26 protein-coding genes are annotated in these 25,795 nt (G+C 75.3%); 11 read left to right on the plus strand and 15 right to left on the minus strand.

Going from position 1 to position 25,795, the window contains the following annotated elements:
* The first annotated feature begins 110 nt into the window (after window positions 1-110).
* Window positions 111-1,151 carry an iron-siderophore ABC transporter substrate-binding protein gene (locus KGD84_RS18215; protein WP_220561623.1) on the plus strand — a complete coding sequence of 347 codons (1,041 nt, stop codon included), beginning with the start codon at window positions 111-113 and terminating at the stop codon, window positions 1,149-1,151.
* A 60-nt stretch (window positions 1,152-1,211) separates the two neighbouring features.
* Entirely contained in the window at window positions 1,212-1,982 is a 771-nt protein-coding gene (locus KGD84_RS18220; protein ID WP_255646640.1) for a DUF1963 domain-containing protein, read from the plus strand.
* 79 nt (window positions 1,983-2,061) lie between these two features.
* Here KGD84_RS18220 and KGD84_RS18225 read toward each other — a convergent pair whose 3' ends face one another.
* Both KGD84_RS18225 and KGD84_RS18230 read right to left on the minus strand, forming a co-directional pair.
* Complete coding sequence (locus KGD84_RS18225; protein WP_220561625.1) at window positions 2,062-2,856, minus strand: helix-turn-helix domain-containing protein; 795 nt, start codon at window positions 2,854-2,856, stop codon at window positions 2,062-2,064.
* A 48-nt stretch (window positions 2,857-2,904) separates the two neighbouring features.
* The gene (locus KGD84_RS18230; RefSeq protein WP_220561626.1) at window positions 2,905-3,318 is read right to left on the minus strand and encodes a hypothetical protein; all 414 of its coding nucleotides are present in this window, start codon (window positions 3,316-3,318) and stop codon (window positions 2,905-2,907) included.
* Window positions 3,319-3,721: 403 nt separating this feature from the next.
* On the opposite strand from KGD84_RS18230, the gene KGD84_RS18235 reads away from it, so the two are divergent.
* The 5 genes from KGD84_RS18235 to KGD84_RS18255 all read left to right on the plus strand — a co-directional run bounded on the left by KGD84_RS18235 (window position 3,722) and on the right by KGD84_RS18255 (window position 9,245).
* A complete protein-coding gene (locus tag KGD84_RS18235; protein ID WP_220561627.1) occupies window positions 3,722-4,183 on the plus strand; it encodes a hypothetical protein in 462 nt (153 codons plus the stop codon).
* A gap of 99 nt (window positions 4,184-4,282) precedes the next feature.
* Window positions 4,283-4,918, plus strand: a complete 636-nt coding sequence (locus KGD84_RS18240; RefSeq protein WP_220561628.1) for a DUF305 domain-containing protein — start codon at window positions 4,283-4,285, stop codon at window positions 4,916-4,918.
* A 670-nt stretch (window positions 4,919-5,588) separates the two neighbouring features.
* The gene (locus KGD84_RS18245; protein ID WP_370634532.1) at window positions 5,589-6,881 is read left to right on the plus strand and encodes a L,D-transpeptidase; all 1,293 of its coding nucleotides are present in this window, start codon (window positions 5,589-5,591) and stop codon (window positions 6,879-6,881) included.
* Between the two features lie 222 nt (window positions 6,882-7,103).
* Window positions 7,104-7,682 carry a dihydrofolate reductase family protein gene (locus KGD84_RS18250; RefSeq protein WP_220561630.1) on the plus strand — a complete coding sequence of 193 codons (579 nt, stop codon included), beginning with the start codon at window positions 7,104-7,106 and terminating at the stop codon, window positions 7,680-7,682.
* Window positions 7,683-7,958: 276 nt separating this feature from the next.
* Window positions 7,959-9,245: a DUF3500 domain-containing protein gene (locus tag KGD84_RS18255; protein ID WP_220561631.1), complete on the plus strand. Its 1,287-nt coding sequence runs from the start codon at window positions 7,959-7,961 to the stop codon at window positions 9,243-9,245.
* A 93-nt stretch (window positions 9,246-9,338) separates the two neighbouring features.
* Here the strand turns inward: KGD84_RS18255 and KGD84_RS18265 are convergent, their stop codons facing one another.
* Genes KGD84_RS18265 through KGD84_RS33825 form a run of 4 tightly spaced genes read right to left on the minus strand, consistent with a single transcriptional unit; the run spans window position 9,339 to window position 11,469 of the window.
* Window positions 9,339-10,109, minus strand: coding sequence for an isocitrate lyase/PEP mutase family protein (locus KGD84_RS18265; RefSeq protein ID WP_220561632.1), 771 nt, complete (start codon window positions 10,107-10,109; stop codon window positions 9,339-9,341).
* 48 nt (window positions 10,110-10,157) lie between these two features.
* Window positions 10,158-10,343 carry a hypothetical protein gene (locus tag KGD84_RS18270; protein WP_220561633.1) on the minus strand — a complete coding sequence of 62 codons (186 nt, stop codon included), beginning with the start codon at window positions 10,341-10,343 and terminating at the stop codon, window positions 10,158-10,160.
* The gene (locus tag KGD84_RS18275) at window positions 10,340-10,744 is read right to left on the minus strand and encodes a hypothetical protein (RefSeq protein ID WP_220561634.1); all 405 of its coding nucleotides are present in this window, start codon (window positions 10,742-10,744) and stop codon (window positions 10,340-10,342) included. The genes KGD84_RS18270 and KGD84_RS18275 overlap by 4 nt, the downstream gene beginning before the upstream one ends.
* Complete coding sequence (locus KGD84_RS33825; protein WP_370634533.1) at window positions 10,735-11,469, minus strand: CPCC family cysteine-rich protein; 735 nt, start codon at window positions 11,467-11,469, stop codon at window positions 10,735-10,737. The genes KGD84_RS18275 and KGD84_RS33825 overlap by 10 nt, the downstream gene beginning before the upstream one ends.
* Between KGD84_RS33825 and KGD84_RS18280 the strand changes: the two genes are divergently transcribed.
* Window positions 11,429-11,695 (plus strand): BON domain-containing protein, encoded by a 267-nt coding sequence (locus KGD84_RS18280; protein WP_220561636.1) that lies wholly within the window; start codon window positions 11,429-11,431, stop codon window positions 11,693-11,695. The genes KGD84_RS33825 and KGD84_RS18280 overlap by 41 nt on opposite strands.
* A gap of 33 nt (window positions 11,696-11,728) precedes the next feature.
* On the opposite strand, the gene gndA is transcribed toward KGD84_RS18280, so the two are convergent.
* On the minus strand, window positions 11,729-13,168 hold the full coding sequence (gene gndA / locus KGD84_RS18285; protein ID WP_220561637.1) for an NADP-dependent phosphogluconate dehydrogenase: 1,440 nt from the start codon (window positions 13,166-13,168) through the stop codon (window positions 11,729-11,731).
* 318 nt (window positions 13,169-13,486) lie between these two features.
* Here gndA and KGD84_RS18290 point away from each other — a divergent pair, with 318 nt between their 5' ends.
* Window positions 13,487-14,458: an aldo/keto reductase gene (locus KGD84_RS18290; RefSeq protein ID WP_220561638.1), complete on the plus strand. Its 972-nt coding sequence runs from the start codon at window positions 13,487-13,489 to the stop codon at window positions 14,456-14,458.
* Between the two features lie 37 nt (window positions 14,459-14,495).
* Complete coding sequence (locus KGD84_RS18295) at window positions 14,496-16,208, plus strand: dihydroxyacetone kinase family protein (protein ID WP_220561639.1); 1,713 nt, start codon at window positions 14,496-14,498, stop codon at window positions 16,206-16,208.
* 63 nt (window positions 16,209-16,271) lie between these two features.
* Here KGD84_RS18295 and KGD84_RS18300 read toward each other — a convergent pair whose 3' ends face one another.
* Window positions 16,272-17,897, minus strand: a complete 1,626-nt coding sequence (locus KGD84_RS18300) for an AMP-binding protein (RefSeq protein WP_220561640.1) — start codon at window positions 17,895-17,897, stop codon at window positions 16,272-16,274.
* A gap of 194 nt (window positions 17,898-18,091) precedes the next feature.
* On the opposite strand from KGD84_RS18300, the gene KGD84_RS18305 reads away from it, so the two are divergent.
* Window positions 18,092-18,967 carry a helix-turn-helix transcriptional regulator gene (locus KGD84_RS18305; RefSeq protein WP_220561641.1) on the plus strand — a complete coding sequence of 292 codons (876 nt, stop codon included), beginning with the start codon at window positions 18,092-18,094 and terminating at the stop codon, window positions 18,965-18,967.
* A gap of 7 nt (window positions 18,968-18,974) precedes the next feature.
* Here the strand turns inward: KGD84_RS18305 and KGD84_RS18310 are convergent, their stop codons facing one another.
* From KGD84_RS18310 to KGD84_RS18340, 7 genes are all read right to left on the minus strand, one after another.
* A complete protein-coding gene (locus KGD84_RS18310) occupies window positions 18,975-19,331 on the minus strand; it encodes a VOC family protein (protein ID WP_220561642.1) in 357 nt (118 codons plus the stop codon).
* Between the two features lie 119 nt (window positions 19,332-19,450).
* Window positions 19,451-20,911, minus strand: coding sequence for a benzaldehyde dehydrogenase (locus tag KGD84_RS18315; protein WP_220561643.1), 1,461 nt, complete (start codon window positions 20,909-20,911; stop codon window positions 19,451-19,453).
* Between the two features lie 40 nt (window positions 20,912-20,951).
* Complete coding sequence (locus tag KGD84_RS18320; protein WP_220561644.1) at window positions 20,952-22,130, minus strand: thiolase family protein; 1,179 nt, start codon at window positions 22,128-22,130, stop codon at window positions 20,952-20,954.
* Window positions 22,130-22,858 (minus strand): CoA-transferase subunit beta, encoded by a 729-nt coding sequence (locus tag KGD84_RS18325; protein WP_220565829.1) that lies wholly within the window; start codon window positions 22,856-22,858, stop codon window positions 22,130-22,132. The genes KGD84_RS18320 and KGD84_RS18325 overlap by 1 nt, the downstream gene beginning before the upstream one ends.
* A 41-nt stretch (window positions 22,859-22,899) precedes the next feature.
* Complete coding sequence (locus tag KGD84_RS18330; protein WP_220561645.1) at window positions 22,900-23,730, minus strand: CoA transferase subunit A; 831 nt, start codon at window positions 23,728-23,730, stop codon at window positions 22,900-22,902.
* 206 nt (window positions 23,731-23,936) lie between these two features.
* Window positions 23,937-24,725: an ATP-binding cassette domain-containing protein gene (locus tag KGD84_RS18335; protein ID WP_220561646.1), complete on the minus strand. Its 789-nt coding sequence runs from the start codon at window positions 24,723-24,725 to the stop codon at window positions 23,937-23,939.
* Window positions 24,722-25,795, minus strand: a complete 1,074-nt coding sequence (locus KGD84_RS18340; RefSeq protein WP_220561647.1) for an ABC transporter permease — start codon at window positions 25,793-25,795, stop codon at window positions 24,722-24,724. The genes KGD84_RS18335 and KGD84_RS18340 overlap by 4 nt, the downstream gene beginning before the upstream one ends.

Below are 25,795 nucleotides of genomic sequence, written 5' to 3' on the forward strand. Positions count from 1 at the left end.
GTGGGGATGGCGGGTCCGATGGGGCTGGCGGGGGCGGGGCTGTTGCGCGGTGGGGCGGGGTGGTGTTAGGCAAGGCTGACCGAATCGCCCCCTTCCCCCCGGAGGTCGCCGTGCCCCACCCCTCCCTCAGCCGACGCGCCCTGCTGGCCGGTACCGCGGGCGCGCTGGGGCTGGCCGCGGCCGGCTGCGGCCGGGGCCGCGACGACGCGGACCCGGGCGCGTCCGCGGGCCGCGGCGGGTACCCGCTGACCGTGGAGCACAGGTTCGGCGCCACCGAGATCCCCGCCGAACCCCAGCGGATCGTCACCGTGGGCCTGACCGACGTGGACGCCGTGCTGGCCCTGGGCGCGGGCCCGCGGCTGGTGGGCGTCACCAACTTCTACGAGGAGTTCGCCCACGGGGTCTGGCCGTGGGCGCAGGGCTCGCTGGGCGGGGCCGCGCCGGAGGTGATGCCGCGGCCGGAGGGCGACCGGCCCGACCTGGAGCTCATCGCCACCCTGGAACCGGACCTGATCGTCGGGCTGTACAGCGGTCTGACGCAGGAGGACTACGACGCCCTGTCGGTGCTGGCGCCCACGGTCGCCCAGCTCGGCGACTTCCCCGACTGGGGTGCGCCCTGGGACGAGATGACGCTGGCGATCGGCCGGGCGCTGGACCGGGAGGAGGAGGCCGCCGGGCTCGTCGCCGGGGTGGAGGCGCGGTTCGCCGAGATGAGCGCGGCCCATCCGCGGTTCCAGGGGGCCGGCGCCGTGGTCGCCGAGCGGTTCGACCGGACCTTCGTGGTGCGCTCCCCCACCGACCCGCGCACGCGGTTCCTGGAGGCGCTGGGGTTCGAGACGCCGGCGGAGATCGCCGAGCTGACCGGGGACTCCGACGCCGCCCCGCTGCCGGAGGAGGACTTCGAACTGCTCGACCGCGACCTGCTGCTGTGGAACGCCGGGTTCAGCCCGGGGCTGCGCGAGGACCTGGCCGACCACCGGGTGTACCAGAGCCTGGACGTGGTGGCCCAGGGGCGCGCGCTCATCGTCGACGACGTGGTGGTGTCGGGCGCGCTGACCTGGAGCACGGTGCTGAGCCTGCCGTACGCGCTGGAGCAGCTGGTCCCGCGCATCGCCGCCGCCGTCGACGGCGACCCGGACACGCCCGCCTGAGCGGGGCGCCCGCCACCGCCATGGCGCGGAGTGTCCCCCGGCTGCGGCAGCATGTCCGGTATGAACACCTCCCAGGCATACCGCGACAGAGCGCGCGAAGCGGGCGTCCCCGAACACGCCATCGACCTGGCGTTGAGCCTCGTCCTGCCCCAGACCGAGCTGAGCCCCTCGAACAGGGACGGCGGCGCCCCGGTCGGGCGGTACGGCGGCCTCCCCTCTCTTCCCGAGGGCGTGGAGTGGGACAACGGCCTGGACCTGGTCGCGACCGTCGACTGCGCCGCCCTCCCCCCGGACGGCTGCCACCTCCCGCTGCCGCGCGAGGGCCACCTGCTGTTCTTCACCGACAGGACCGACCCCGACTGCCAGACGTCGAGGCAGGTCTCCGATTCCGTGGTCTACGTCCCCGCGGGAACGCCCACGTCCGAGCGCGCACTCCCCGAGGACGGCAGCGCCCTCCCCGTCATCGAACCGCGCCCCCTCTACGCCCGGGTCGTCCCGAGCCTGCCGACGAGCGCCGACGACGCGGTCCTCTCCGACCCGGAGACCGCGCGCCTCTACGAGGAGTACCAGCTGGAGGACCACGGCCACCGGACGGTGGAGTGGGAGGACGGCATCATCCTGGGCGGATACGCCTACTCGCCGCAGGACCCGCCCATCATGGACTCCTCCCCCGAGGACGAGAAGGGGGGCTGGGTGCTGCTGGCCCAGGCCCAGCTGGACATGCCCGAGGACCCCGGGATCGTGGCGTGCCCGTTCTGGATCATCCAGCGCGACGAGCTCCGGGCCCGGAACTTCGCGGCGGCCGAAATGGTGATGTGGTCCTACCACTGAGGCGGTCCCGGGGTCCCGCGTCCCGGCCCGGAGGGTGATCCGGAGCCGGGGCCCGGGGCCGGGGCTCCGGGGCCCGGGGTCAGGCGGGGGCGCGGACGGCGCCCAGGGCCCGGGCCGTCGCGTCGTCGGCCGGGAAGAACGACTCGATGGCGAGCTCGGAGACGGTCACGTCCAGCGGGGTGCCGAACGTCGCCACCGTGGACAGGAACGACAGCTCCCGCCCGCCCAGACGCAGCCGCAGGGGCACCGCGATGGGCGGTGTCCCGCGGGGCGGCCCCGGGTCGCCGCCCGGGTAGGCGGCCAGCTCCCGGTAGAGACCGGCCAGGCCGGCGTCGCCGGACCAGTCGGCCTGGAGGCGCAGCCGGTGCAGCAGGTGCGCCCGCCACTGGTCGAGGTTGACGATGGCGGGCGCCATGCCGCGCGGGTGCAGGCCCAGCCGCAGCACGTTCACGGGCGGGGCCAGCAGGTCGGGATCGACCGCCTCCAAGAACAGGCCGATCCCGGCGTTGGCCTCGACGAGGGTCCAGTCGCGGTCCACGACCACCGCCGGATACGGGTCGTGCCCGGCCAGGATCCGGCGGACGGCCTCCCGCACCGGGCCCATGTCGGCGTCGTCCAGCGGGCGTTCGGCGAAGACCGGGGCGTACCCCGCGGCGAGCAGCAGCCGGTTGCGCTCGCGCAGGGGGACGTCCAGGCACTCGGCCAGCCGCAGGATCATCTCGCGGCCCGGGCGGGAGCGGCCGGTCTCCACGAAGCTCAGGTGGCGGGCGGAGACCCCGGCACGCAGCGACAGCTCCAGCTGGCTGAGCCTGCGGCGGCCGCGCCACTCCCTGAGGAGCCCGCCGGCCTCCGCGCGCTCGGTCGTCCCGGTCACTCCGCCCCCTTCCCCGGTTGCTGCGGACCACCTTAGACGGGCGGTGCGTCAGGCCAGGTCCGCGCGGCCCAGGGCGACGGCCTCCAGAGCGGCCAGCCCGGCGACGGCGGCCGCCTGCACCAGCAGGAACGCCGTGCCGAACCCGTTCGGGTCGACCAGGACGCCCAGGCCCAGGGCGCCGGTGGCCACGACCCAGACGGCGTTGACCGCGATGGCGGCCCGCACCGCCGCGCGGGTCAGGCCGCGTCCCGAGGCCAGCAAGGCCAGCCAGGCGCCGAAGCCCAGCAGGAAGACCCCCGCCGGGACGAGCAGGGCGGCGGGCAGGGCGAGCAGGCCCGGCAGCCACGGGGAGGCGGCGGTGAGCAGCGCTCCGGCGGCGAGGCAGGTGGCCGCGTCGGTGCCCAGCAGCAGGCGCAGCGGCCAGGTGGCGGAGGCGGTGGCGGGAGCGGTACGGGTGGTCATGGTGGTTCCCCTTCCGGGTCGTGTCCGTCGACACCACCGAGCATCCCGGCCGGAGGGAAGGGCGTCGATTACCTCTTGGGTAATGGAGGGCGCGAACAGCCCCGTTGAACTGGGCGAACACGAATCAGATCCGTTGCACGAAGGGGCGGCGCGACCGGGGCGGCCCCGGCAGGCCGGGGGCGGTCGGCCGGAGCGGGGCGCGCCGCGAGCGGGACGGGGGCGAGGCCGTGCCCGCACCGACCGCGAGGGCGGCCGGGCGGGGAGACGGCATCCGGGAGCGGCGCCCCACAGACGTGGGAAGGGCGGCGGCCAGGCGCAGCGCTCACGGGCGCGGGGCGGCGGAACGGGCGCCCTGGAGACGACCCCGATACCCCTACCTGGTTGGGGAATGTAGACTGCCGCCGTGACCGCAGCAACACAGCGACCCGCCTTCGCCCCGGGGCTCTCCCCATGGGTGCGGGCGCTGCTGCTCGCGGTGCTGCTGGCCGCCTTCGGTGCCATGCACACGCTCGGCCACGCCGACCACGGGGACCGCGGCCACGGTGCCGCGCACGCGGCACCCGCCGCCCAGGCGGCGCACAGCGCGCACCCCGCGCCCGTCGCGCACACCCTCTCCAGGGCGCACGTGGAGCCGGTCCTGGAGACCGCCTCCTCCGCGCTGCCGGAGCTGGACCCCACATCGGTGTGCCCCACGCTCGCCGGCCCCGGGCTGCCGTGGGCCGGGCTCGCCGCCACGGCCTTCACGCCCTGGCCCGGGCCGCCCGCGCCCGCCGCCGCGACCGGTGCCCTGCGCGGCGACGACCCGCCGTCGGTGGCGGCCGGAAAGCGTCCGGTCCTCTCCGATCTCCAGGTGTTCCGTATATAGGATCCGCGCGGGCGCCGGCCGGTCCCGCGCGGCCGCTCCGCGCCCGCCTCTCGCCGATAGCACGGAGAACACCCACAGACGAGAGGAAACGAGGTCGCCATGACCTTCGTGAACCGTGCCCTCAGGGGCACCGCCGCCGCACTGTTCGCCGCACTGGCCCTGGCCGCCTGCGGCACCGACGACGCCCCGGCCGACCCCCGGGAGCCGGCCGCGCAGGAGAGCGCCGCGGAGTTCAACGACGCCGACGTGCACTTCGCGCAGATGATGATCCCGCACCACGAGCAGGCCGTGGCCATGGCCGACCTGGCGCAGACCCGCGCCGGGGAGGAGGTCGCCGACCTGGCCGAGCGCATCCGCGACGCCCAGGGGCCCGAGATCGAGCAGATGACCGGGCTGCTGAAGTCCTGGGGCGCGGACACCTCCCCGGAGGGGATGGAGCACTCGGACGGGATGATGGAGGGCATGCTCTCCGAGGAGCAGATGGCCGATCTGGAGTCCGCCGAGGGCGAGGAGTTCGACCGCCTGTTCCTGGAGCACATGATCGCCCACCACGAGGGCGCGGTGGCGATGGCCGAGGCCGAGCTGGCCGAGGGGGTCGACCCCGAGGCCCGCGCGCTGGCGCAGGAGATCGTGGACGCGCAGGAAGAGGAGATCGCGGAGATGCAGGGGATGCTGGGCACCGGGCCCGCCCCGGACGCGCCCTCCGGGTCCCCCGAGGAGCACGAGGGGCACTGATCCGTCCCTGTGGGGCCCGGCGTGCCACCGGCGCGCCGGGCCCCGCCCACCCTGCCCCCTCCAGGACCGGTCCCGCACAGCCGGTCGGCGGCCCGGGCGCCCGCGCGGTGCCCGGGCCGGTCTCAGGCGGCGTGGAAGGACGCGCACATGGTCGGCGCCGGGGTCCGGCAACGGTCCGTGCGGCCGCCCGGACCGTCGGGCACCCGGGCCCCGCCTGATCCCGAACCCTGTCACGCGCCTGGGAACCAGGACGGCGGCGCCCGCGAACCGGCCCGCCTTCAGGTCCTCCAGCGGGCACACGGTGGTGGCCGCCGGCGCCAGGTCACCGACCGGGGTGAACAGGATCGCGGCGATCTCGCCGACGGCCTCGCGCCCGGGCACCACCCGGGGCCAGTACACCGGTAGGCCCCGACCACGTGCGGGTCGGTGCGGCACACCCCGCGAGACGACACCCGCACCAGGACCTCCCCGGGGCCGGGTGCGGCGACCTCCCGGACGGTCGTCCCCCGGCGACCGGCGTGGTCCGCTTCTCGCCCCGTTCGTTCCCGCCGGGGGTCGGAGCGCCCCGGCTGTGAGCGAAATATGCCCCGGGATGCCCCGTATGAGCGAACCTTTTTCGGGGACGGGAGTCTTACAGGACACCAGCGTTCTAAGGAAACGAGGACCCACTGTGATGGGCACGATCCCCCCGTCGGCTCCGGGCCGGTTCGGCATGGCTCTGGCGGCGCTCGCGCTCGCGGCGACCGCCTGCACCTCCGCGGGCGGAGGCGACGACCCCGGCGGTTCGGGCTCCGAGGCCGCGGTCCTCACCATCGCCCCCGAGGCCGGAGCGGAGGCCGTCGCCCCGAACACACCGGTCACCGTCACCGCGGAGAACGGGACCATCTCCGAGGTCACGGTCGACCAGGTGGTCCCCGGCCAGGCCGAGGACGAGGCCTCCCCCTTCGAGATGACCGGCACCCTCAGCGAGGACGGCACCGCCTGGACCGCCGACTGGAACCTGGCCCCCGGCGCCGACGTGACCGTCACCGCCACTGCGGAGAACGCGGACGGCGAGCCCACCGAGCTGGTGCACGAGTTCACCACCGAGGCGGCGGTCGAGGGGCAGCGCCTGGAGCTGAGCCACAACTTCCCCACCTCCGGTGAGACCGTGGGCGTGGGCATGCCGATCACCATCGGCTTCGATCTCCCGGTCACCGAGAAGACCGCGGTGGAGAACTCCCTCAAGGTGGTCTCCGAGCAGGGCGTGGCGGGGTCGTGGCGGTGGCTCGACGACAAGACCGTCGTGTTCCGGCCCGAGACCTACTGGGAGCCCTACCAGCAGGTGAGCGTGGAGATGCACCTGGCGGGCGTGCGGGCCGCCGAGGGGGTGTACGGGGTGCGGGACCACCGCCTGGAGTTCGAGATCGGCCGCGAGCTGCGCATGGACATGAACGTGCCCGACCACGAGATGGTCGTCACCGTCGACGGCGAGGAGGTGCGCACCATCCCGGTGAGCAACGGCGACGGGACGTCGAACTTCTCCACCACCAGCAGCGGCACCCACGTGCTCATGGAGCGGTACGAGACGCTGCTCATGGACTCCGACACGGTCGAACTGCCCGCGGGGCGCAACGGGTACAGCACCACGGTGCAGTACGCGGTGCGGACGTCCAACAGCGGCGAGTTCGTCCACGAGGCGTCCTACAACGGCAACATCGGCAGCGCGAACACCTCCAACGGGTGCACCAACCTGCGGATGGACGACGCCCGGTGGTTCTTCGAGAACACCCTGATGGGCGACGTCCTGGAGACCACCGGGACCGACCGCGTCAAGGAGTGGGACAACGGCTGGGGCTACTGGCAGCCGAGCTGGGACGAGTGGCTGGCCGAGAGCGCCACGGGCGAGCCGCAGGTCACCGACGGCTCCAACCCGCCGGGGTCACCGTTCGGCGCGCAGGACGGCGGGACGGACGAGGAGTAGGCGCGAACGCCTCCGGGGGCGCGGGCCGATCCGGGCCCGCGCCCCCGCCGTCCTCCCGCCGGGCCGGGGGTCCCGGGAAGCGGGCGGGCACGGCGCCCCGGCGGCCGTCGGGGGCACGGGCCCGGAGGTGGCGGGGATCCGGGACGTCGAGCACGATGAGTTCCGCGGCGGAGTCTGGTCGGTACCACCGACACGTCGCCGAACGAACGCGAGGAGAGCGCCATGACCGCCACCTACACCTGGGACGTCTTCTCCACCCTTGACGGCTACGGCTCCTACGGACCCGACGGGGACTGGGGCGGGTACTGGGGCAAGCAGGGGCCGGAGTTCCTCGCCGACCGCCGCGCCGTGCTCGGCGCGGACCAGCGCTTGGTCCTCGGGGCGGCCACCTTCCGGCAGTTCGCGGAGCTGCTGGGCCCGATCCCCGAGGCCGACCTCGACCCGGTGAACGCCCGGATGCGGAGCATGCCGACCACGGTGGTGTCGACGACGCTCACCGGCCCCCTGGACTGGCCGGACGCGGCCCTCGCGGCCGGTGACGCCGTGGACGTGGTCGCCCGGCTCAAGGAGGAGTCCGGGGTGCCGCTGCGCTCGCACGGCAGCCTGTCGATGAACCGGGCGCTGATGGCCGCCGGGCTCGTCGACCTCCTCCAGGTGACGCTCTTCCCCGTGGTCAGCGGCCGGACCGGGACCGGCCGGATCTTCGAGGGGGCGGCCGACTTCGACCTCGAACTGGTGGCGAGCCGGACGTTCGACGGCCGTATCCAGGAACTCGTCTACCGGCCCGCCCTGCACGGCTGAGAGGCGGACCCGGCCGCGCCGGGCCGCGGGGCGCCGTCGTGGCGCCCGGCCTCCCGTGGCGCGGAGCACACCGGTGGCGTCCGTCTCGCCGCCCGGTGGCGGGCGTCCCCTCCGGCGTGTGTCCGGGAGGGCGGTCGCGACGGCGCCGCGGCCGTGTCCCAGCGGGCGAAGGACTGCCGCCGGGGACGGGCGGTGCGGCGCGGAGACCCGCCGTTCCCGCGCTTCTCACGGTCGGCACTCAGGGAACTCCCAGGTCCGCTTCCTACCGTCGTGTCCATGACGAACACCACCGACCAGAGAACCGCGCGTGCCCGGCACCGGCCGGCGCGCACGAAGAAGGCATGGATCGCGGCGGCCCTGTCTGCGATCCTCGTGATCGGCGGGTGCGCCGCCACGGGCTCCGCCGACGGGGCCCCGGCCGCGACCACGTCCTCGACGGCGGACGCGGCGGCCCCGGCCACGACGAGCGACGAGACGGTCACCGCCACCGCGGCGGCGGCCGGGGCGTTCCTGGAGACGCTGTCGGACGAGCAGCGCGAGCAGCTGGTCCACGCCTACGACGACGGGTCCAAGACCACGACGTGGTCGAACTTCCCGGTCACGTTCGTCGACCGGGCCGGGCTGGACCTGGACGACCTGACCGGGGAGCAGCGGGCGGCGGCCATGGAGGTCCTGGAGGCCCTGCTGAGCGAGGAGGGGTACGAGACCGTCACCGGCATCATGGGCGGCGACGAGTTCCTGGCGGAGCACAGCTCCAGCACCGAGGACTCGCTGGGGCGGTACTACATCGCCTTCTTCGGCGACCCGTCCGACTCCGGCGCCTGGCAGGTGCAGTTCGGCGGACACCACCTGGGCCTGAACGCCACGCTGGACGGCTCCGACGACACGGTCACGTTCGCACCCACCCACCTGGGCTCCCAGCCCGCCGTCTACACGAACGAGGAGGGCGAGGAGGTCCGGCCGCTCGCGGGCATGTACGAGACGGCCTTCGCCTTCTACGACAGCCTGACCGAGGAGCAGAAGGCCGACCTGTACCAGGGGTCGGAGGTCCGGAACCTGACCTGTGCGCCCGGCGGGACCTGCTCGTACCCGACGGGGACCGGTCTGGCCGGGGCGGACCTGACCGACGAGCAGAAGCGGCTGCTCCTGGACGTGGTCGCGAACTGGGTGGGGCTGGCCGACGGGGAGACCACGGCCGCGGCCCTGGCCGAGATCGAGGCGACCCTGGACGAGACGTACGTGAACTGGTCGGGGGCCACCGAGTACGACATGTCCCGGGGCGACGGCATCTACTTCCAGATCTCGGGGCCGGACGTCTACGTGGAGTTCGCCGACCAGCAGGGGTCGGCGGGCGCCGACGTGGACGGGTACACCACGTCCGGGTGGGGCCACATCCACACCGTCTACCGCGACCCCGCCAACGACTACGCCGACAGCGTCACCCAGCAGGAGGCGACCGGCACGGGCGGTCCCGGGGAGGGCGACCCTGGAGAGGGCGGTCCCGGAACGGGCGAGCCGCCCTCCGGGACCCCGGGGGACGGCGCGCCCGGCGACGAGGGGTGACCGGCGGCGGAGCCGTGTTCCACCCGGGCGGGGGCGGCGGGGGTCCGGGCCGGTCCCCTGGCCGCCCGCCCGGCGCGGGGGCTCCCGGCCGGGCTACTCCGCGGGCGGGACGTCCCCGGCGAGGGCCTGCACGTCCGCGTAGGAGACGGCGCCGGGCAGCGGCAGCCCGTCGCGGACGGCCAGGGCTGTGTCCACGGCGCGACCGAGGGCGGCCCGGTAGAGCAGGGAGCCGGTGCTGACCCGGGCCACGCCCAGCTCCCCCAGCCGGCGGAGGTCGAGCGCCGGGGTGGCCAGGACGTTGAGGGGCAGGGCGATCTCGACGGCGACGGCCTCGATGGCGCCGGGGTCCGCGAGCCCGGGCGCGAACACGCCGTCCGCTCCCGCCTCGGCGTAGGCCGCGAGCCGGGCGAGCGTGTCGTCGAGGTCGGTGCCGCCGAGCCAGTGGACGTCGGTGCGGGCGTTGACGAAGACGGCGGGGGCCGCCTCCTTGACGGCGGCGATCTTGCGGGCGGCCGCCTTGGGGTCGACCAGTTCCCCGCGGGTGCTGTCCTCGATGTTCACCCCGTCGACGCCCAGTCCGGCGACGAACTCGGCGACGGCGGCCGGGTCGTCGGAGAACCCGTCCTCGATGTCGACGGTCAGGTACCGGCCCAGGCGCGCGCCGACCAGGTCGCGGGCGAGGCGGGCGGTGGCCTCCCCGCCGCTGCGGGAGGCGTCGGCCAGGCCGTGCGCGGCGGCCACGCCCAGGCTGGTGGTGCCGACCGCGGGGAAGCCCTCGCGGGCGAGCAGCCGGGCCGAGGCGACGTCCCAGGCGTTGGGCAGCACGAACGGTCGGCCGGGCCGGTGGAGATCTGCGAACGTCACGGGGCGCGCACCTCTCTGCGGATGGTTCCTGCTGCGGTACCGGCCATGCTAGACGGCGGGGCCGGCGCTCCCCCGCATCACCGCCGCCGGACGCTCAGGCGTCGGGGCGCGCGACAGCACGTGGATGCCGCCCACCGGGGAGAGCCCGTCGACGGCGGCCACGACGGCGTCGCGCCCGGACCTGGCCGCGCGCAACCGCTCGGCGAGGCGGTCCCACTCCGCGCGGCCGGTCATCGGGGCTCCCGGGGCGCGTAGGGGAAGACCTCGGCGTAGCGGGCGTACACGGCGTCGAGGCCGTGGGCGTCGCGGAAGTCCAGGAAGGCGTTCAGGGCCTCGAACAGCGTCTCGACCGCGACGGCGTCGTCGGCGGGGTCCTCGAACGGGGGCAGGACCGCCTTCCTGTCGGGCTCGTCGGGGAAGGCGCGCCACAGCACCAGGGCCTTCCAGGTCAGGTTGCTCCCGAACCCGAGGTCGGCGGCGAGCCATTCCCGAAAGCCCGTCAGCGGCCCCTCCGGGGTCGCGGTGCCGTATCCGACGAAGAAGGCTAGGACCTCGCCGAAGGAGCGGCCGAATCCGAAGGCTCCGGGGTGGTCCCGGATGGTGTCGAAGAGCGTGCGGGGGTCGGTCAGGGACATGGGGTCTCTCCGTGGTGGGGGCCTCGCCGCCAGTGGCCGAAGCCGGGGCGCCACCAGTACAGCTCGGTGCGGTCGGCGGGCCAGGGCACGCGGGGGTCGGCGGCGAGCTCGATGTCGTCGATGAGCAGGTCGATGTGGCGGAATCCCCGGTCGCGCGCGTCGTGCTCCGTCGCGGGCCGGGCGCGGGCGCGGCCGGTCTCGCGGGACACGCCGTGGGCGGCGTAGTGGCGCTGGGCCTCCAGCAGTGACGACCGGTTCGCGCCTCCCCCGGACAACGGCCACCGCAGCTGGACGGGGTCGTCCTGCCAGCGGCAGATCGGGCAGATGCCGTGCCCTCCGGGCCCGTCCCCGTGCACGAGGTACCCGCAGCACGGGCACGGCCACGGCCCGGACCCGTTCCCGGGCGGGCGGGGCTCGGGGGGCATGGGGGCGCTCGCTTTCGGTCGGGGGTCGCAGCGTACCGCCGGGGGCGGGAGGGCGGCGAGGAGCCGGACCGAAAGGGGGCGCGCAGCAGGGCCGAATCCCGGGTCCCGCCGGGCGCGGGGCAGGGACGAAACACCACAGAGAACCACGAAGCTCCGCCCCCGGCGGGGCGCGGCGGGTGGGCTCTTGGCTCCGGCCACCGGCGACCAGGAGGATGTCCCAAGCAGGGCGCACGCCCGCGAGGAGAGGAAGGGGACCGCGATGGCCGGTGCCACACGGAGCGCGCTTTCGGACCGACTCATCGGCTCCAAGATCCGCGGGGATCTGGCCGAGCGACTGGGCCTGCCCGAGGAGGCGATCTCGGTCGAGAGCACCGGGGGCCGCGTGACCCTGTCCTCGGTCCTGCCGGTCACCGAGGAGCAGCGGCGCGAGGCGATCGAGATCGCCGCCGCCACCCACGGGGTGACCGGCGTGTCCGCCGAGGGCCTGGACGTGGAGCGGGCCCCGCGGCAGCGTTCCGCCGACTGACGCCGCGGGGCCGGGCCCGGAGGCCGGGGCGCCTCAGCCCTCGATCTCGGAGCGGTCGCCGCCCCAGAGGGTGTGGAAGACCCCCTCGCGGTCGGTGCGGCGGTAGGTGTGCGCGCCGAAGTAGTCCCGCTGGCCCTGGGTGAGGGCGGCGGGCAGCCGGTCCGCGCGCATCCCGTCGTAGTACGCCAGCGCCGCGGCGAACCCCGGCACCGGCACCCCCTCGGCGACGGCGAGGGACACGACGGACCGCCAGTCGTCCTGGGCCCGGCCGATCTCCCGCGCGAACTCCGCGTCCGACAGCAGCGACACCAGTCCCGGGTCGGCCTCGTAGGCGGCCGTGATCCGGTCCAGGAACGCGGCCCGGATGATGCAGCCGCCGCGCCAGATCCGGGCCACCGCGCCCGCGTCGATCCCCCAGCCGTACTCCGCGCTCGCGGCGGCGATCTGGTGGAACCCCTGCGTGTACGACACGATCTTGGACGCGTACAGCGCCTGCTCCACCCGGTCGGCGAACGCCTCGGCCCGCTCCGGCGGCAGCGGCCGGGCCGTCGGCCCCGGCAGCCCGCGGGAGGCGGCGCGCAGGTCGGCGTGGCCCGACAGCGACCGGGCGAACACCGCCTCGGCGATCCCCGACACGGGGACGCCCAGGTCCAGGGCGGTCTGCACCGTCCAGCGGCCGGTGCCCTTCTGCTCGGCCCGGTCCTGGACCACGTCCACGAAGGGCTTCCCGGTGGCGGCGTCCACGTGGGAGAGCACCTCGGCGGTGATCTCGATGAGGTAGGAGTCGAGGCGGCCGGTGTTCCAGCGCCGGAACACGTCGGCGATCCGCGCCGGGTCGTACCCCGCGATGTCGCGCAGCAGCTGGTAGGCCTCGCCGATGAGCTGCATGTCGGCGTACTCGATGCCGTTGTGCACCATCTTGACGAAGTGCCCGGCGCCGTCGGGGCCGACGTGGGTGACGCAGGGCGCGCCGTCGTCGGCCCGGGCGGCGATCCTCTCCAGCATCGGGCCCAGGGCCTCGTAGGACTCCGCGGACCCGCCGGGCATGATGCTGGGCCCGTTCAGGGCGCCCTCCTCGCCGCCGGAGACGCCGGTGCCGACGAAGTGGATGCCGCGCTCGCGCAGTTCGCGCTCGCGGCGCCGGGTGTCGGCGAAGTGCGCGTTGCCGCCGTCGACGATCATGTCGCCGGGCTCCAGCAGCGGGGCGAACTCGGCGATCACCGCGTCGGTGGGCTCGCCCGCCTTGACCATGACGACGAGGCGGCGCGGCCGCTCCAGGGCCGCCACGAACTCCTCGGCGGTCTCCGTCGCGACGAAGTCGCCTTCGCCGCCGAACTCCTCGACGAGGGCGCGGGTGCGCGCCGCCGTCCGGTTGTGCACGGCCACCGTGTAGCCGTTGCGCGCGAAGTTGCGTGCGAGGTTGCGCCCCATCACCGCGAGGCCTGTAACACCGATCTGAGCCGTACTGCCCATGTTCGTCCGCTCCTGGACCGAGAACCCGAATCCTCTCGACGGAGCGCCGCCCGGCGGGCCGTGGCGCGATCCGCCCGTACCCCTGGGACCCTACAAGCGCCCGCCGCCGCGGCGCGGTGTCCACGCGCCGGTGGCCCGGTGTGAAACGCCACCCCGGCCGCCGGAATCCCGGCGGGCGCGGCGGCGTTCCCCGCCGGATCCGGGGCTCGGGACCGCCCTCGTGGCGATCGGCGCCCGGATCGCGCAGGATGGGTGACCGGTGCGGGCGGACCGCCGCCCGCACGGCACCGACCGCAGACCGTTCGGAAGGCTCCTCTCTTGACCGCGACTCCACGGACCGCACCGCCCCTGCGCATCGGCCTGGGCCTGGCCGCCGTCGGGCGGCCCGGCTACATCAACCTGGGCCGGGACACGGACCTGCCCGCCGTGCGCTCGCCCGAGGCGCTGCGGGAGCGGGCGTTCGCCCTGATGGACGCCGCCTACGAGCGCGGCGTGCGCTATTTCGACGCCGCCCGCTCCTACGGCCTGGCCGAGGAGTTCCTGGCCGGGTGGCTGGCGGCCCGGCCCCGGGTCGCGGACGTGGTGGTCGGCAGCAAGTGGGGCTACACCTATACCGCCGGCTGGCGCACCGACGCCGACGTCCACGAGGTCAAGGACCACGGCGTCGCCGAGTACCGCCGCCAGCTCGCCGAGACCCGCGCGCTGCTCGGCGGCCGGTTGGGTATCTACCAGGTCCACTCGGTGACCCCCGAGAGCCCGGCGCTGGGCGACACCGGGCTGCACGGGGAGCTGGCCCGGCTGGCCGCCGAGGGGGTGACCGTCGGCCTGTCCACCAGCGGCCCCCGCCAGGCGGAGACCATCCGCGCGGCGCTGGAGGTCACGGTGGGCGGGCGGCCCCTGTTCAACAGCGTGCAGAGCACCTACAACGTGCTGGAGCGCTCCGCGGGCGAGGCGCTGGCGCAGGCGCACGCCGAGGGCCGCACGGTGATCGTCAAGGAGGCCATGGCCAACGGCCGCCTGGCCGGGCCGCACCTGGCACCGGAGCTGGAGCCGGTGGCGCGGATCGCCCGCGAAACGGGTACGACGAGTGACGCCGTCGCGTTGGCGGCCGTCATCGCGCAGCCCTGGGCCGACATCGTCCTCTCCGGGGCCGCCACCGTCGACCAGCTCGCCGCCAATCTCCGCGCCGCCGACATCGTCCTGGACCCCGGACAGCGGGACCGGCTCGCCGCGCTGGCCGAGCCCGCCGACGCCTACTGGGCGCGGCGGTCCCGGCTGGCCTGGCACTGAGACCCGCCCGACCGTCCCCACACCGAACGGAGCACCGATGACCCACTTCCTGCCGTCCGCCGACCCGGTCGCGACCGCCGCGCGCGGGCTCGCCCTGGCCCATCCCGGCCTGATCGAGGTCCACGAGGACCCCCTGTTCCTGCGCGCGAGGACCCGCGCCCCGGGCCGCGCCGTCGCGCTGGTGTCGGGCGGCGGCTCCGGGCACGAGCCGCTGCACACCGGCCTGCTGGGGCCCGGCGGCCTGGACGCCGTCTGCCCGGGCGCGGTCTTCGCCTCCCCGCACAACCGGCAGATCCACGCGGCCTGCGCGGCCGTCGCCGGGGACGGCGGGGTCCTGCTCATCGTGAAGAACTACACCGGCGACGTCATCAACTTCGGGATCGCCGCCGAGCGCCTGCGCCACGAGGGGGTCCCGGTCGCCACCGTCCTGGTCGACGACGACCTGGCCACCGACGGCGAGGACTCCGCGACCGGCCGCCGCGGCACCGCGGCGACCGTCGTGCTGGAGAAGCTGCTCGGCGCCCGCGCCGACCAGGGGGCCGGGCTCGACGAGCTCGCCGACCTGGGCGCGCGGATCGTGGCGCGCTCGCGCAGCATCGCGGTGGCCGCCCGGGCGCAGACCTCCCCGGCGACCGGGGAGCCCGCCTTCGCCCTGGACGCCGGGACCCTGGAGTACGGGGTGGGGATCCACGGAGAACGCGGCACGGGCACCGTCGAGCGCCTCCCCGTCGAGAAGCTGGTGGAGCGCATGGCCGACGACCTGCTCGCGGCCCTGCCCGCCGGGCAGGAGCGCGTGCTGGCGCTGGTCAACGGCCTGGGCGCCACCACCGGCCTGGAGCTGCACGCCGTCGGCTCGCTGCTGTACGACGCGCTGTCCGCGCGCGGCGCCGAGCCCCTGGCGGTGGTGCCCGGGACCTTCACCGCGGCCCTGGACATGTCCGGGTTCTCCCTCACCCTGACCCGGATGGAACCGGAGTGGGTGCAGCTGTGGACCGCGCCCTCGGACACCCCGCTGGTGCTCCCCTCCCGCACGCTGACGGCGGAGGCCGCGGCCGGGGCGGTGGTGCGGCCCGGGCCGGCCCCGGAGGCTGGGGACGCCGCCGACCCGTCCGGCCGGACCGTCCTGGACCGCTTCGCCGAGGCCGTCGCGGAGTCGCGCGACGACCTCACCGCGCTCGACCAGCTCGTCGGCGACGGCGACTTCGGCGACAACCTCCTGGGCGGGGTGCGCCGGGCTCAGGCCCTGGACGGGGCGGCGAGCGGCGGCATGGGGGCGCTGGCCCGGGCGTTCCTGGACGACGTGGGCGGTACCAGCGGGCCGCTCTTCGGCCTCCTGTTCCAGCAGCTCGGCGCGGTGTCCTGGCCGGAGGAGGGGGTGCCCGACGCGCGCTCGGCGGCGGAGGCCGCGGAGGCGGGCCTGGCCGCCGTCCGGCGGGTGGGCGGCGCCGAGGTCGGCGACAGCACCCTGGTGGACGCGCTCGCGCCCGCCGCACGGGCGCTGGGGGACGCCGCCCGGGACGGGGCGGACGCCCCCTTCAGCGCTGCGGCCGAGGCCGCGGCCCGGGGTGCGGCGGGCACAGCGGACCTCACCCCGCGGCGCGGCCGCGCCAGCTACGTGGGCGAGCGCGCCGTCGGGGTCCCCGACCCCGGTGCCCTGGGGGTGGCGCTGCTGTTCCTCGTCCTCGCGCGGGTCTACGAGCCGGAGGCGGCCGCGGGCCTGCCCGGCCTGCGGGAGGTCGCCGGCCGCTGACCGGGCCGGCCGGACGCGCCGGGGCGGGCCCCCTCCCCTTTCAGGGGGCCCGGCCCCGGCCCGTCATCCCCGGTGGTCGTGCAGTCCGAGCAGGTCGATGGCGGCCTGGCGCATCTCGACCTTGCGGACCTTGCCGGTGACGGTCATGGGGAACGCGTCGACGACGTGGACGCGGCGCGGGACCTTGTAGTGGGCCAGCCGCCCCTCGCAGAACTCCGCCAGCGCCCGCTCGGTGAGGGGTTCGGCGCCCGGGCGCATGATCACCCAGGCCATGAGCTCCTCGCCGTACTTGCGGTCGGGGACGCCGATGACCTGTACGTCCGCGATGTCGGGGTGGGTGTACAGGTACTCCTCGACCTCGCGGGGGTAGATGTTCTCGCCGCCGCGGATGACCATGTCCTTGATCCGGCCGACGATGTCGACGTAGCCCTCGTCGTCCATGACGGCCAGGTCGCCGGTGTGCATCCAGCGGGCGGAGTCGATGGCCTCGACGGTCTTGTCCGGTTCGTCCCAGTAGCCGAGCATCACCGAGTACCCGCGGGTGCACAGCTCCCCCGCCTCGCCGCGCGGCGCGGCGACGGTGGTGCCGGGGCGGACCACCTTCACCTCCAGGTGCGGCATGACCCGGCCGACGGTCTCGGTGCGGCGGCGCAGGTCGTCGTCGCGGCGGGTCATGGTGGACACCGGGGAGGTCTCGGTCATCCCGTAGCAGATGGCGACCTCGGCCATGTTCATCTCGCCGACGACCCGCTTCATGACCTCCACCGGGCAGGGCGAGCCCGCCATGATGCCGGTGCGCAGGGTGGACAGGTCGTAGCGGGCGAAGTCGGGGTGGTCGAGCTCGGCGATGAACATGGTCGGCACCCCGTACAGGGAGGTGCAGCGCTCGTCCTGGACGGCGCGCAGCGCGGCCGCGGGGTCGAACGCCGCGGAGGGCAGCACCATGCACGCGCCGTGGGAGGTGGCCGCCAGGTTGCCCATGACCATCCCGAAGCAGTGGTACAGCGGGACGGGCAGGCAGACCCGGTCGTGTTCGGTGTAGCCCAGGCCCCGGGCGACGAAGTACCCGTTGTTGAGGATGTTGTGGTGCGACAGGGTCGCGCCCTTGGGGAACCCGGTGGTGCCCGACGTGTACTGGATGTTGACGGGGTCGTCGCAGGACAGCTCGGCGGCGCGGGCGTCCAGGGCGCCGGGGTCGACGGTGCTCCCGGCCTCCACCAGGGCGTCCCAGTCGGGGGTGCCGATGAACACGGTCTCGGTGAACCGGATCTCGGCGAGCATCGCCCGGTAGTCGCTGGACCTGTGCGCGGTGGCGGCGACCATGAGCCGCATGCCGGACTGGCGGACCACGTAGTCGAGCTCGTGGGAGCGGTAGGCGGGGTTGACGTTGGTCAGGACCGCCCCGATGCGCGCGGTGGCGTACTGGGTGAGGACCCATTCGGCGTTGTTGGGGGACCAGATGCCGACCCGGTCGCCCCGGGCGACGCCGCGGGCCAGCAGGCCCCGGGCCACCGCGTCGACGGCCGCGTCGAACTCGGCGTAGGTCCAGCGGCGGCCGGTCTCGGCCTCGACCAGCGCTTCGCGGTCGGGGTGGCGGGCGGCGGTGCGCGCCAGGTTCGCGCCGATGGTGTCGCCCAGCAGGGGGGTGTCGGAGGTCCCGGACGCGTAGGAGAGTCGTGTGTCGCCCATGGGGCCGAGCATCGGGCACGCCGCCGGGGCCCGCCACCCCCTTTCGGGGGTGGTCGCCCGGCGGCGCCGGTGTGTAATCCTGGTCACACGGCCGTTCCGGCCGCCGTCCGCACGGCGGGAGGCGGCGGCCGTGCCCCGTGCCGACGGGGCGTCCGCCCGCACCCGCCGCGCCCGGTGGCCCACAGGAGGATCCGATGGCCCTCGCGCATCTCCCGTCCGGTTCCCTGGTGCCCCGGGCGTCCGTGCTCGTCCGCGCCGCCCTGGGCCGGGCGCGGCGCACCACCGGCCTGCCCGTGCTGTTCGGCGGCACGGCGGCGCCGGAGCGGACGGCGGTGCGGCTGACCGAGATCGCGGGGGCGCGCACCGACGCCCTGCGGGGGCTGGTGATCCGGGGCGGCAGCGGCCTGGGCGGGCGGGTGCTGGTCACCAGCCGGCCGGGCAGCGTGGACGACTACGTCGCCGACCGGCGGATCAGCCACGAGTACGACGCGCCGGTGGGCGCCGAGGGGCTGCGCGCGGTCGCCGCGGTGCCGGTCGTGGTGGCGGGGTCGGTGGCGGCGCTGCTGTACGGCGGGGTGCGCGAGCCGCTGCCGATCGGCGCGCGCACGGTGGCCGCGCTGGAGCACGCGGCATCCCGGCTGGCCGCCGAGCTGGCGGTGCGCGCGGAGGTGGAACGCCGGGTGGCGGGGGTGGAGACCGCCGAGATCACGCGGGCGGCGCGCGACCCGCGTACGGGGCCCGACTGGGAGCGGCTGCGCGAGGCGCACGCCGAGCTGCGGGCGATCGCCCAGGAGGTGACCGACCCGGAGCTGCGCGACCGGCTGCGCGGCGTGTGCGACCGGCTGTCCGGCCCGACCCCCGGGCGGGCGCCGGCCCCGGCGCTGGCGCCGCGGGAGGTGGACGTGCTCGCGCTGGTGGCCGTGGGCTGCGGCAACGCGGAGGTGGGCCGCCGCCTGGGACTGGGCGCGGAGACCGTCAAGAGCTACCTGCGCGGCGCGATGCGCAAGCTCGGCACCCACACCCGGATGGAGACGGTCGTGGCGGCCCGCCGGGCGGGCCTCCTGCCCTGACCGGCGCTCACGGGGACTCGGCCGGGGGCGCCTCGGCCAGCGACACGCTGTTGCCGTCGGGGTCGCGGGCGACGGCGTGCCGGACGCCGTTGCCGTAGGTCTCCACCGGTTCGTGGCCGGCGCCGTGGGCGGTCAGCCGCGCCAGGATCCGGTCGAGTCCGGTGACGCCGAGGGTGAGGATGCCGCCGCCGGCGCGGTCGGGGTGGGCGGCGACGACGACCCAGGCCGCCTCGTCCACCCGCCACATCGTCTCCTCGCCGACCACCTCGTCGGCGGGTCGGCCGAAGAGCGCCGTGTACCAGCCGAGCGAGGCCTCCAGGTCCGTGACCGGCAGGACCGCGTACAGGTGGGTCATCGAGGCCATGGGCGTCCCCTCTCTCCGTTCGCCGGCGGCGCCGGGCGCTCCGGCCCCCGGAGGGCGCAGGCTACCGCAGGCCGCCGACACCGGCCCGGGCGCCCCGCGGGGTGCCCGGGCCGGACGGGTCAGAAGGGGTAGTCGGGGATGTCGGGGCGGACGGTGAGCCACTGGGTCTCGGTGAACGCCTCGATGTTGGCCTGCGCCCCGCCGAACCGGGAGCCGGTGCCGGAGTCGCGCCACCCGCCGAACGGGGCGTTGGCCTCGTCGGCGACGGTGTGCTCATTGATGTGCAGCTTGCCGGTGTCGATGCGGTCGGCGATCCGCATGGCCTCGCCGACCTCGCCCAGCAGGCTGACCGACAGCGCGTACTCGGAGTCGTTGACCAGCGCGACCGCCTCCTCCGGGGTGGCGAACGGCAGCACCGGGGCGACCGGGCCGAACAGCTCCTCCCGCCAGGCGGGCATGTCCGGGGTGAGGTCGCACAGCACGGTCGGCCGGTAGAACAGCCCCTCGAAGGTGCCGCCCGCGGCGAGCCTGCCGCCCGCCTCGACGGTGGCGGTGACGATGCCGTGCACCCGCTCCAGCTGGCCCCGGTCGATGATCGGCCCCAGGGCGACCGACCCGGCGGCCGGGTCGCCGACGGGCAGGCGGCCGGCCCTCTCGGCCAGCGCCGCCACGTACTCCTCGTACAGGGACTCGTGGACCAGGTGGCGGCCGGTGCTCATGCAGATCTGGCCCTGGTGCAGGAACGACCCCGTCGCCCCGGCGGAGACGGCCCCGGCCAGGTCCGCCCCGGGCAGCACGACCTGGGCGTTGTTGCCGCCCAGTTCCAGGTGGGCGCGCTTGAGGTGGCGGGCGGCGGCCTCGCCCACCCTGCGGCCGGCCGGGGTGGAGCCGGTGAAGGACACCACGCGCACCGCGGGCGCGGTCACGACGGCCTCGCCCACGTCGGCGCCGCCGGGCAGCAGCTGGAGCACCCCCGCCGGCAGCCCGGCCTCCTCGAAGACGCGGACGATGGACACCCCGCCCGAGACGGTGGTGCGCGGGTCGGGCTTGAGCAGGACGGCGTTGCCCAGGGCCAGGGCGGGCGCGACCGAGCGGATGGCCAGGATGAGCGGGAAGTTGAACGGGGCGATGACGCTCACCACCCCGGCCGGGCGGCGGCGGGCGAACGACCAGTGGTCGTCGTTGGAGGTGAGGACGTCGCCGTGCGGGTGGGTGGGCAGGGCGGCCGCCTCGTGGCATTCGGCGGCGGCGATGGTCGTCTCCATGGCGGCCTTGGGCGGGATGCTCCCGGCCTCCCTGACGATCCAGTCCCGGATCTCCTCGGCGTGCCGCTCGAACAGGTCCCCGGCGCGGCGCAGCACGGCGGCGCGCTCGGCGGGGGTGCGGGCGGCCCACGCGCGGCGGGCGCCGTCGGCGCGCTCGGCGGCCTCGGCGACGTCGGCGGCGGTGGCCAGGCCGACCTCGCCCAGGGCCTCGCCGGTGGCGGGGGCGGTGACGGTACGGGTGGCGGGGGCGGGCCGCCAGCCGTCGGTGTGGATGCGCGACGACCAGCGGCCGTCCGCCAGCAGGGTCTCGGTCATGGGTACGGGCCTTCCCGGGGGGTGGTGGGGACGGTTTCGGTCAGTCGGCGTGCAGGACGACGGCCAGTCCCTGGCCGACGCCGATGCACAGGGCGGCCAGGCCCCAGCCGCCGCCGCGGCGGCGCAGCTCGTGGGCGAGGGCGCCCAGGACGCGGGCGCCGGAGGCGCCCAGGGGGTGGCCGATGGCGAGGGCTCCGCCGTTCGGGTTGACGATCGCCGGGTCCAGTTCGCTCCAGGAGCGGATGCAGGCCAGGGCCTGGGCGGCGAAGGCCTCGTTCAGCTCCACGACGGACAGGTCGCCCCAGCCGATCCCGGCGCGCTCCAGGGCGATCTCGGCGGCGCGGACCGGGCCGATGCCGAACACGTCGGGGTCGACCCCGGCCGCGCCGCGTCCCGCGATGCGGGCCAGCGGCCGCACGCCCAAGGCCTCGGCGGCGGAGGTGTCGCCGATGAGCAGGGCGGCGGCGCCGTCGTTGAGGGGGGAGGCGTTGCCCGCGGTGATGGTGCCGTCCTCCCGGAAGGAGGGCTTGAGGGCGGCGAGCCTGTCGGCGGAGGTGGCGCGGACGGACTCGTCGCGGTCGAGCGCGGCGCCGGGCACCTGGACGATCTCGTCGTCGAACACGCCCTGCTCCCAGGCCCGGGCGGCCCTGGTGTGGCTGGCCAGGGCGAAGGCGTCCTGGTCGTCGCGGCCGATGCCGTGGGCGGCGGCGAGTCCCTCGGTGGCCTCGCCCAGCGACACGGTCCACCGGCCGGGCATGCGCGGGTTGACCATGCGCCAGCCCAGGGTGGTGGAGTGCAGGGCGGCGTCGGCGGCGGGGAAGCCCTTGGCGGGTTTGGGCAGCACCCAGGGGGCGCGGCTCATGGACTCCACTCCCCCGGCCAGGACCAGGCGGGCGTCGCCGGTCTGGACGGCGCGGGCGGCCTGGATCGCGGCCTCCATGCCCGAGCCGCACAGGCGGTTGACGGTGACGCCGGGGACGGTGGTGGGCAGCCCGGCGAGCAGGGCGGCCATGCGGGCGACGTTGCGGTTCTCCTCCCCGGCGCCGTTGGCGTTGCCCAGGACGACCTCGTCGACGGCCCCGCCCTCCAGGGCGGGGGTGCGTTCGACCAGGGCGCCGACCACGTGGGCGGCGAGGTCGTCGGGGCGCACCCCGGACAGGGCGCCGCCGTAGCGGCCGAAGGGGGTGCGCACCGCGTCGAGGATGTGGACGTCGGCCATCACCGGGCCCCCGTTCCGGTCAGGGAGCGCAGCACCGACAGCTCGGTCGTGGTGGGCTCGGGGGTGGTCTCCGGGTCCGGGGCGACCCTGAGGTCCCAGCCGGTGGCGGCGCGCACCTCGTCGACGGTCACCCCGGGGTGCACGCCGGTGAGGACCAGTTCGCGGGTGTCGGGGTCGGGTTCCAGGACGCCCAGGTCGGTGATGACGCGGGTGGGGCCCCGGCCGCGCAGGCCCAGGCGCTCGCGGTCGCCGGGGCCCGAGCCGTGGCCGACGGAGGTCACGAAGTCGACCCGGTCGACGAACGCGCGCGTGCTGTGCCGGACGATGATGACGACCTCCCCGCAGGAGGCGGCGATCTCGGGGGCGCCGCCCGCGCCGGGCAGGCGCACCTTGGGGTCGGCGTAGTCGCCGATGACGGTGGTGTTGATGTTGGCGTAGCGGTCGATCTGGGCGGCGCCCAGGAAGCCGACGTCGATGCGCCCGGCCTGGAGCCAGAGGTTGAACACCTCGGGCACGGAGACGACCGCGTCGGCGCTCTCGGCCAGCACGCCGTCGCCGATGGACAGCGGCAGGTGGGCGGGGACGGTGCCCAGGGTGCCGGACTCGTAGATCATCCACAGGCCCGGAGCGTGGGTGCGGCGGGCCAGGTTGGCGGCGGTGCTGGGCAGGCCGATGCCGACGAAGCAGGACATGCCGTCGCCCAGGGCGCGGGCCGCGGCCACGGTCATGATCTCGTCGGAGGTCCAGTCGGAGGTCCGGGTCGCGGTGGTCACAGGGCGGTCCCCTCGGGGGTGGCGGCGGGCGCGGTGGCGGTGAGGTCGGCGAGCCAGCGGGTGAAGGCCTCGCGGTCGCGGCCGACGGCGTCCCAGGACCTGTACGCCTCGTTGTCGCGCTCGTAGTAGCCGTGCGCGTAGGAGGGGGCGGCGCCGCCGGGGACGACGCTGACGCGGTCGACCACCCGGGCGGGGAGGACGACCTGGCCGGGGACGGGTTCGAGGGTGTCGACGACCTCCTCGACGGTCACCAGGACCCGGTCGGCGGCCAGGGCGGCCTCCTTCTGGATGCCGATGATGCCCCACATCTGGACGTTGCCCGCGCGGTCGGCGCGCTGGGCGTGGATGACCGTGACGTCGGGGTTGAGGGCGGGGACGGCGGCCAGCTCCTGCCCGGTGAAGGGGCAGACGACGGTCTTGATGTGGGGGTTGTGCGCGACCAGGTCGGTCCCGCTGTAGCCGCGCAGGACGGCGAAGGGCAGTCCGGAGGCGCCGGCGAGGTAGCGGTTGGCCATCCCGGCGTGGCTGTGCTCCTCGATCTCCAGGGGGACGGGCCAGCCGGTGGTGACGGCGTCGCGGAACCGGTGCAGGGAGCCGACCCCGGGGTTGCCGCCCCAGGAGAACACGAGCCTGCGGGCGCAGCCGGCGCCGATCATCCGGTCGTAGACGATGTCGGGGGTCATCCGGACCAGGGTGAGGTCGCGCAGCCCCTGGCGGATGATCTCGTGCCCGGCCTCGACGGGGATGAGGTGGGTGAACCCCTCCAGGGCGACCGTGTCGCCGTCGTGGACGAGTTCGGCGATCGCCTCGTCCAGTGGCGCGATCATGAAGGACCTTCCGTTCGTATAGCGAACCATTGTTCTCAAAGCGAACAACTGAGGAGACCGTAACGCCGCCACCGGAGATCCGTCAAGGTCGCGCGCCCCCGGCGGGGCGGGGCGGGCACGCGGAAGGGCGCCGCGGCCCGGCCTCCGCCGGGGCGCGGCGCCCCCTGCCCGCGGACCGGGGCTCCCGGGCCGGTCCGCGGGCGCCCTCAGGCGCGCCCGCCGCGTTCGAGCTCGTGGCGCAGGCCCTCCAGCTCGGCGCCGCCGGACATCTGGTGGACCAGGTCCTCGGGCCGGACCTCGGAGCGGGCGGCGTCCAGCACGACCTCGCCCAGGTCGAGCACCACGAAGTGGTCCCCGACCAGGTGGGCGTGGTGCGGGTTGTGGGTGATGAACACGACCCCCAGCCCCTCCTCGCGGGCGGCGGCGATGTACTTGAGCACCATCCCCGACTGCTTGACGCCCAGGGCGGCGGTGGGCTCGTCCAGGATCAGCACCCGCGCGCCGAAGTACACGGCCCGGGCGATCGCCACCACCTGGCGCTGGCCGCCGGACAGCTTCCCCACGGGCGCGTCGATGTCGGGCAGGACGATGCCCATCCGGCGCAGCTCGGCGTCGGCGATCCGCCGCATCCCCGCGGCGTCCGCCATCGAGAACGGGCCCCACCGCAGCAGCTTCTCCTTCCCGAGGAAGAAGTTGCGCCACACCGGCATCAGCGGCGCCATCGCCAGGTCCTGGTGGACGGTGGCGATGCCCAGATCGCGGGCCTGGCGCGGGGAGGACAGGGCGACCTCCCGCCCGTCCACCCGGTACACCCCGGTGGTGGGCGGGTGCAGCCCGGCGATGATCTTGATCAGCGTGGACTTGCCCGCGCCGTTGTCGCCCAGGATGCAGGTCACCTCCCCGGCCCGCACCACCAGGTCCACCCCGGTGAGCGCCCGGACGGTGCCGAAGGCCTTGCCGACCCCGGCCAGTTCCAGCAGAGGCGCGTCGGTCATGTCGTCCCCCTGTCGGCCTGGGCGCGGAACCACGCGTTGAGGACGACGGCGGCCAGCAGCATCGCGCCGACGAAGAACATCACCCAGTAGTTGTCCCAGCCCGCGTACACGATGCCCTGCCGGGTCATCCCGTAGATGAGCGCGCCGACCGCCGCGCCCACCACCGTCCCGTACCCGCCGGTGAGCAGGCAGCCGCCGACCACCGCCGCCATGATGTACAGCAGCTCGTTGCCGATGCCCTCGCCGGACTGGACGGTGTTGAACGCGAAGAGCAGGTGCATGCCGGAGAACCAGGCGAAGAACCCCACCGTCATGAACAGCCCGATCCTCACCCCCGCCACCGGCACGCCCATCGCCCGGGCGGCCTCGGCGTCACCGCCCACGGCCTGGATCCAGTTGCCGACCCGGGTACGCAGCAGCACCCAGGTGGCCAGCGCGGTGAACAGCGCCCACCACAGCACGGTGACGCGCAGGTCCAGCCCGCCCACCGGGAAGGACGACGCGAACACCGCCCGGGCCGAGGCGAACCCGTCCATGTCGGAGATGTTCCGGGTGGACACCCCGTCGACGACGATGCGGGTGATCGCGACGTTGAGCCCTTGGAGCATCAGGAACATCGCCAGCGTCACCAGGAAGCTGGGCAGCCGGGTGCGCACCAGGATCCACCCGTTGAGGAACCCGATGCCCAGCGACACCGCCAGCGCGATCGCCACCCCGGCCCACACGTTGAGCCCGAACCACCAGGCGGTCATCGAGGCGGTGAGCGCCGAGGAGACCACCGCGACCCCGGCCGACAGGTCGAACTCGCCGCCGATCATCAGCAGCGACACCCCGACCGCCATGATGCCGATGGTCGACGCGGCGTACAGGACCGTGCCCATGGCCGAGGCGGTGCGGAAGGGCTCGGCCACGGCGAAGAACACCGCGAACACCACCGCCGCGCCCAGCAGCGACCCCAGTTCGGGCCGGGTGGCCAGGCGGCGCAGCGGCGACCGGCGGTTCGGCCCCGCCGCGCCCTGTCCCCCGCCCGCGGCGGGGTCCGGCGCCCGGAGCGCCTCCGTGCCCGCCAT

Source organism: Nocardiopsis changdeensis (assembly GCF_018316655.1).
Classification (GTDB): Bacteria; Actinomycetota; Actinomycetes; order Streptosporangiales; family Streptosporangiaceae; genus Nocardiopsis; species Nocardiopsis changdeensis.

Excerpts from the sequence above, each read along its gene's own strand:
- KGD84_RS18305 (WP_220561641.1), top strand. The coding sequence starts at position 18,092 with ATGGCCCTCGCGCATCTCCCGTCCGGTTCCCTGGTGCCCCGGGCGTCC.
- KGD84_RS18240 (WP_220561628.1), top strand. The coding sequence starts at position 4,283 with ATGACCTTCGTGAACCGTGCCCTCAGGGGCACCGCCGCCGCACTGTTC.
- KGD84_RS18295 (WP_220561639.1), top strand. The coding sequence starts at position 14,496 with ATGACCCACTTCCTGCCGTCCGCCGACCCGGTCGCGACCGCCGCGCGC.
- KGD84_RS18300 (WP_220561640.1), bottom strand. The coding sequence starts at position 17,897 with ATGGGCGACACACGACTCTCCTACGCGTCCGGGACCTCCGACACCCCC.
- KGD84_RS18335 (WP_220561646.1), bottom strand. The coding sequence starts at position 24,725 with ATGACCGACGCGCCTCTGCTGGAACTGGCCGGGGTCGGCAAGGCCTTC.
- KGD84_RS18250 (WP_220561630.1), top strand. The coding sequence starts at position 7,104 with ATGACCGCCACCTACACCTGGGACGTCTTCTCCACCCTTGACGGCTAC.
- KGD84_RS18325 (WP_220565829.1), bottom strand. The coding sequence starts at position 22,858 with ATGACCGTGGCCGCGGCCCGCGCCCTGGGCGACGGCATGTCCTGCTTC.
- KGD84_RS18330 (WP_220561645.1), bottom strand. The coding sequence starts at position 23,730 with ATGATCGCGCCACTGGACGAGGCGATCGCCGAACTCGTCCACGACGGC.
- KGD84_RS18340 (WP_220561647.1), bottom strand. The coding sequence starts at position 25,795 with ATGGCGGGCACGGAGGCGCTCCGGGCGCCGGACCCCGCCGCGGGCGGG.
- KGD84_RS18270 (WP_220561633.1), bottom strand. The coding sequence starts at position 10,343 with ATGACCGGCCGCGCGGAGTGGGACCGCCTCGCCGAGCGGTTGCGCGCG.
- KGD84_RS18255 (WP_220561631.1), top strand. The coding sequence starts at position 7,959 with ATGACGAACACCACCGACCAGAGAACCGCGCGTGCCCGGCACCGGCCG.
- KGD84_RS18315 (WP_220561643.1), bottom strand. The coding sequence starts at position 20,911 with ATGACCGAGACCCTGCTGGCGGACGGCCGCTGGTCGTCGCGCATCCAC.
- KGD84_RS18230 (WP_220561626.1), bottom strand. The coding sequence starts at position 3,318 with ATGACCACCCGTACCGCTCCCGCCACCGCCTCCGCCACCTGGCCGCTG.
- gndA (WP_220561637.1), bottom strand. The coding sequence starts at position 13,168 with ATGGGCAGTACGGCTCAGATCGGTGTTACAGGCCTCGCGGTGATGGGG.
- KGD84_RS18280 (WP_220561636.1), top strand. The coding sequence starts at position 11,429 with ATGGCCGGTGCCACACGGAGCGCGCTTTCGGACCGACTCATCGGCTCC.
- KGD84_RS18320 (WP_220561644.1), bottom strand. The coding sequence starts at position 22,130 with ATGGCCGACGTCCACATCCTCGACGCGGTGCGCACCCCCTTCGGCCGC.
- KGD84_RS18220 (WP_255646640.1), top strand. The coding sequence starts at position 1,212 with ATGAACACCTCCCAGGCATACCGCGACAGAGCGCGCGAAGCGGGCGTC.
- KGD84_RS18310 (WP_220561642.1), bottom strand. The coding sequence starts at position 19,331 with ATGGCCTCGATGACCCACCTGTACGCGGTCCTGCCGGTCACGGACCTG.
- KGD84_RS33825 (WP_370634533.1), bottom strand. The coding sequence starts at position 11,469 with ATGAGTCGGTCCGAAAGCGCGCTCCGTGTGGCACCGGCCATCGCGGTC.
- KGD84_RS18275 (WP_220561634.1), bottom strand. The coding sequence starts at position 10,744 with ATGTCCCTGACCGACCCCCGCACGCTCTTCGACACCATCCGGGACCAC.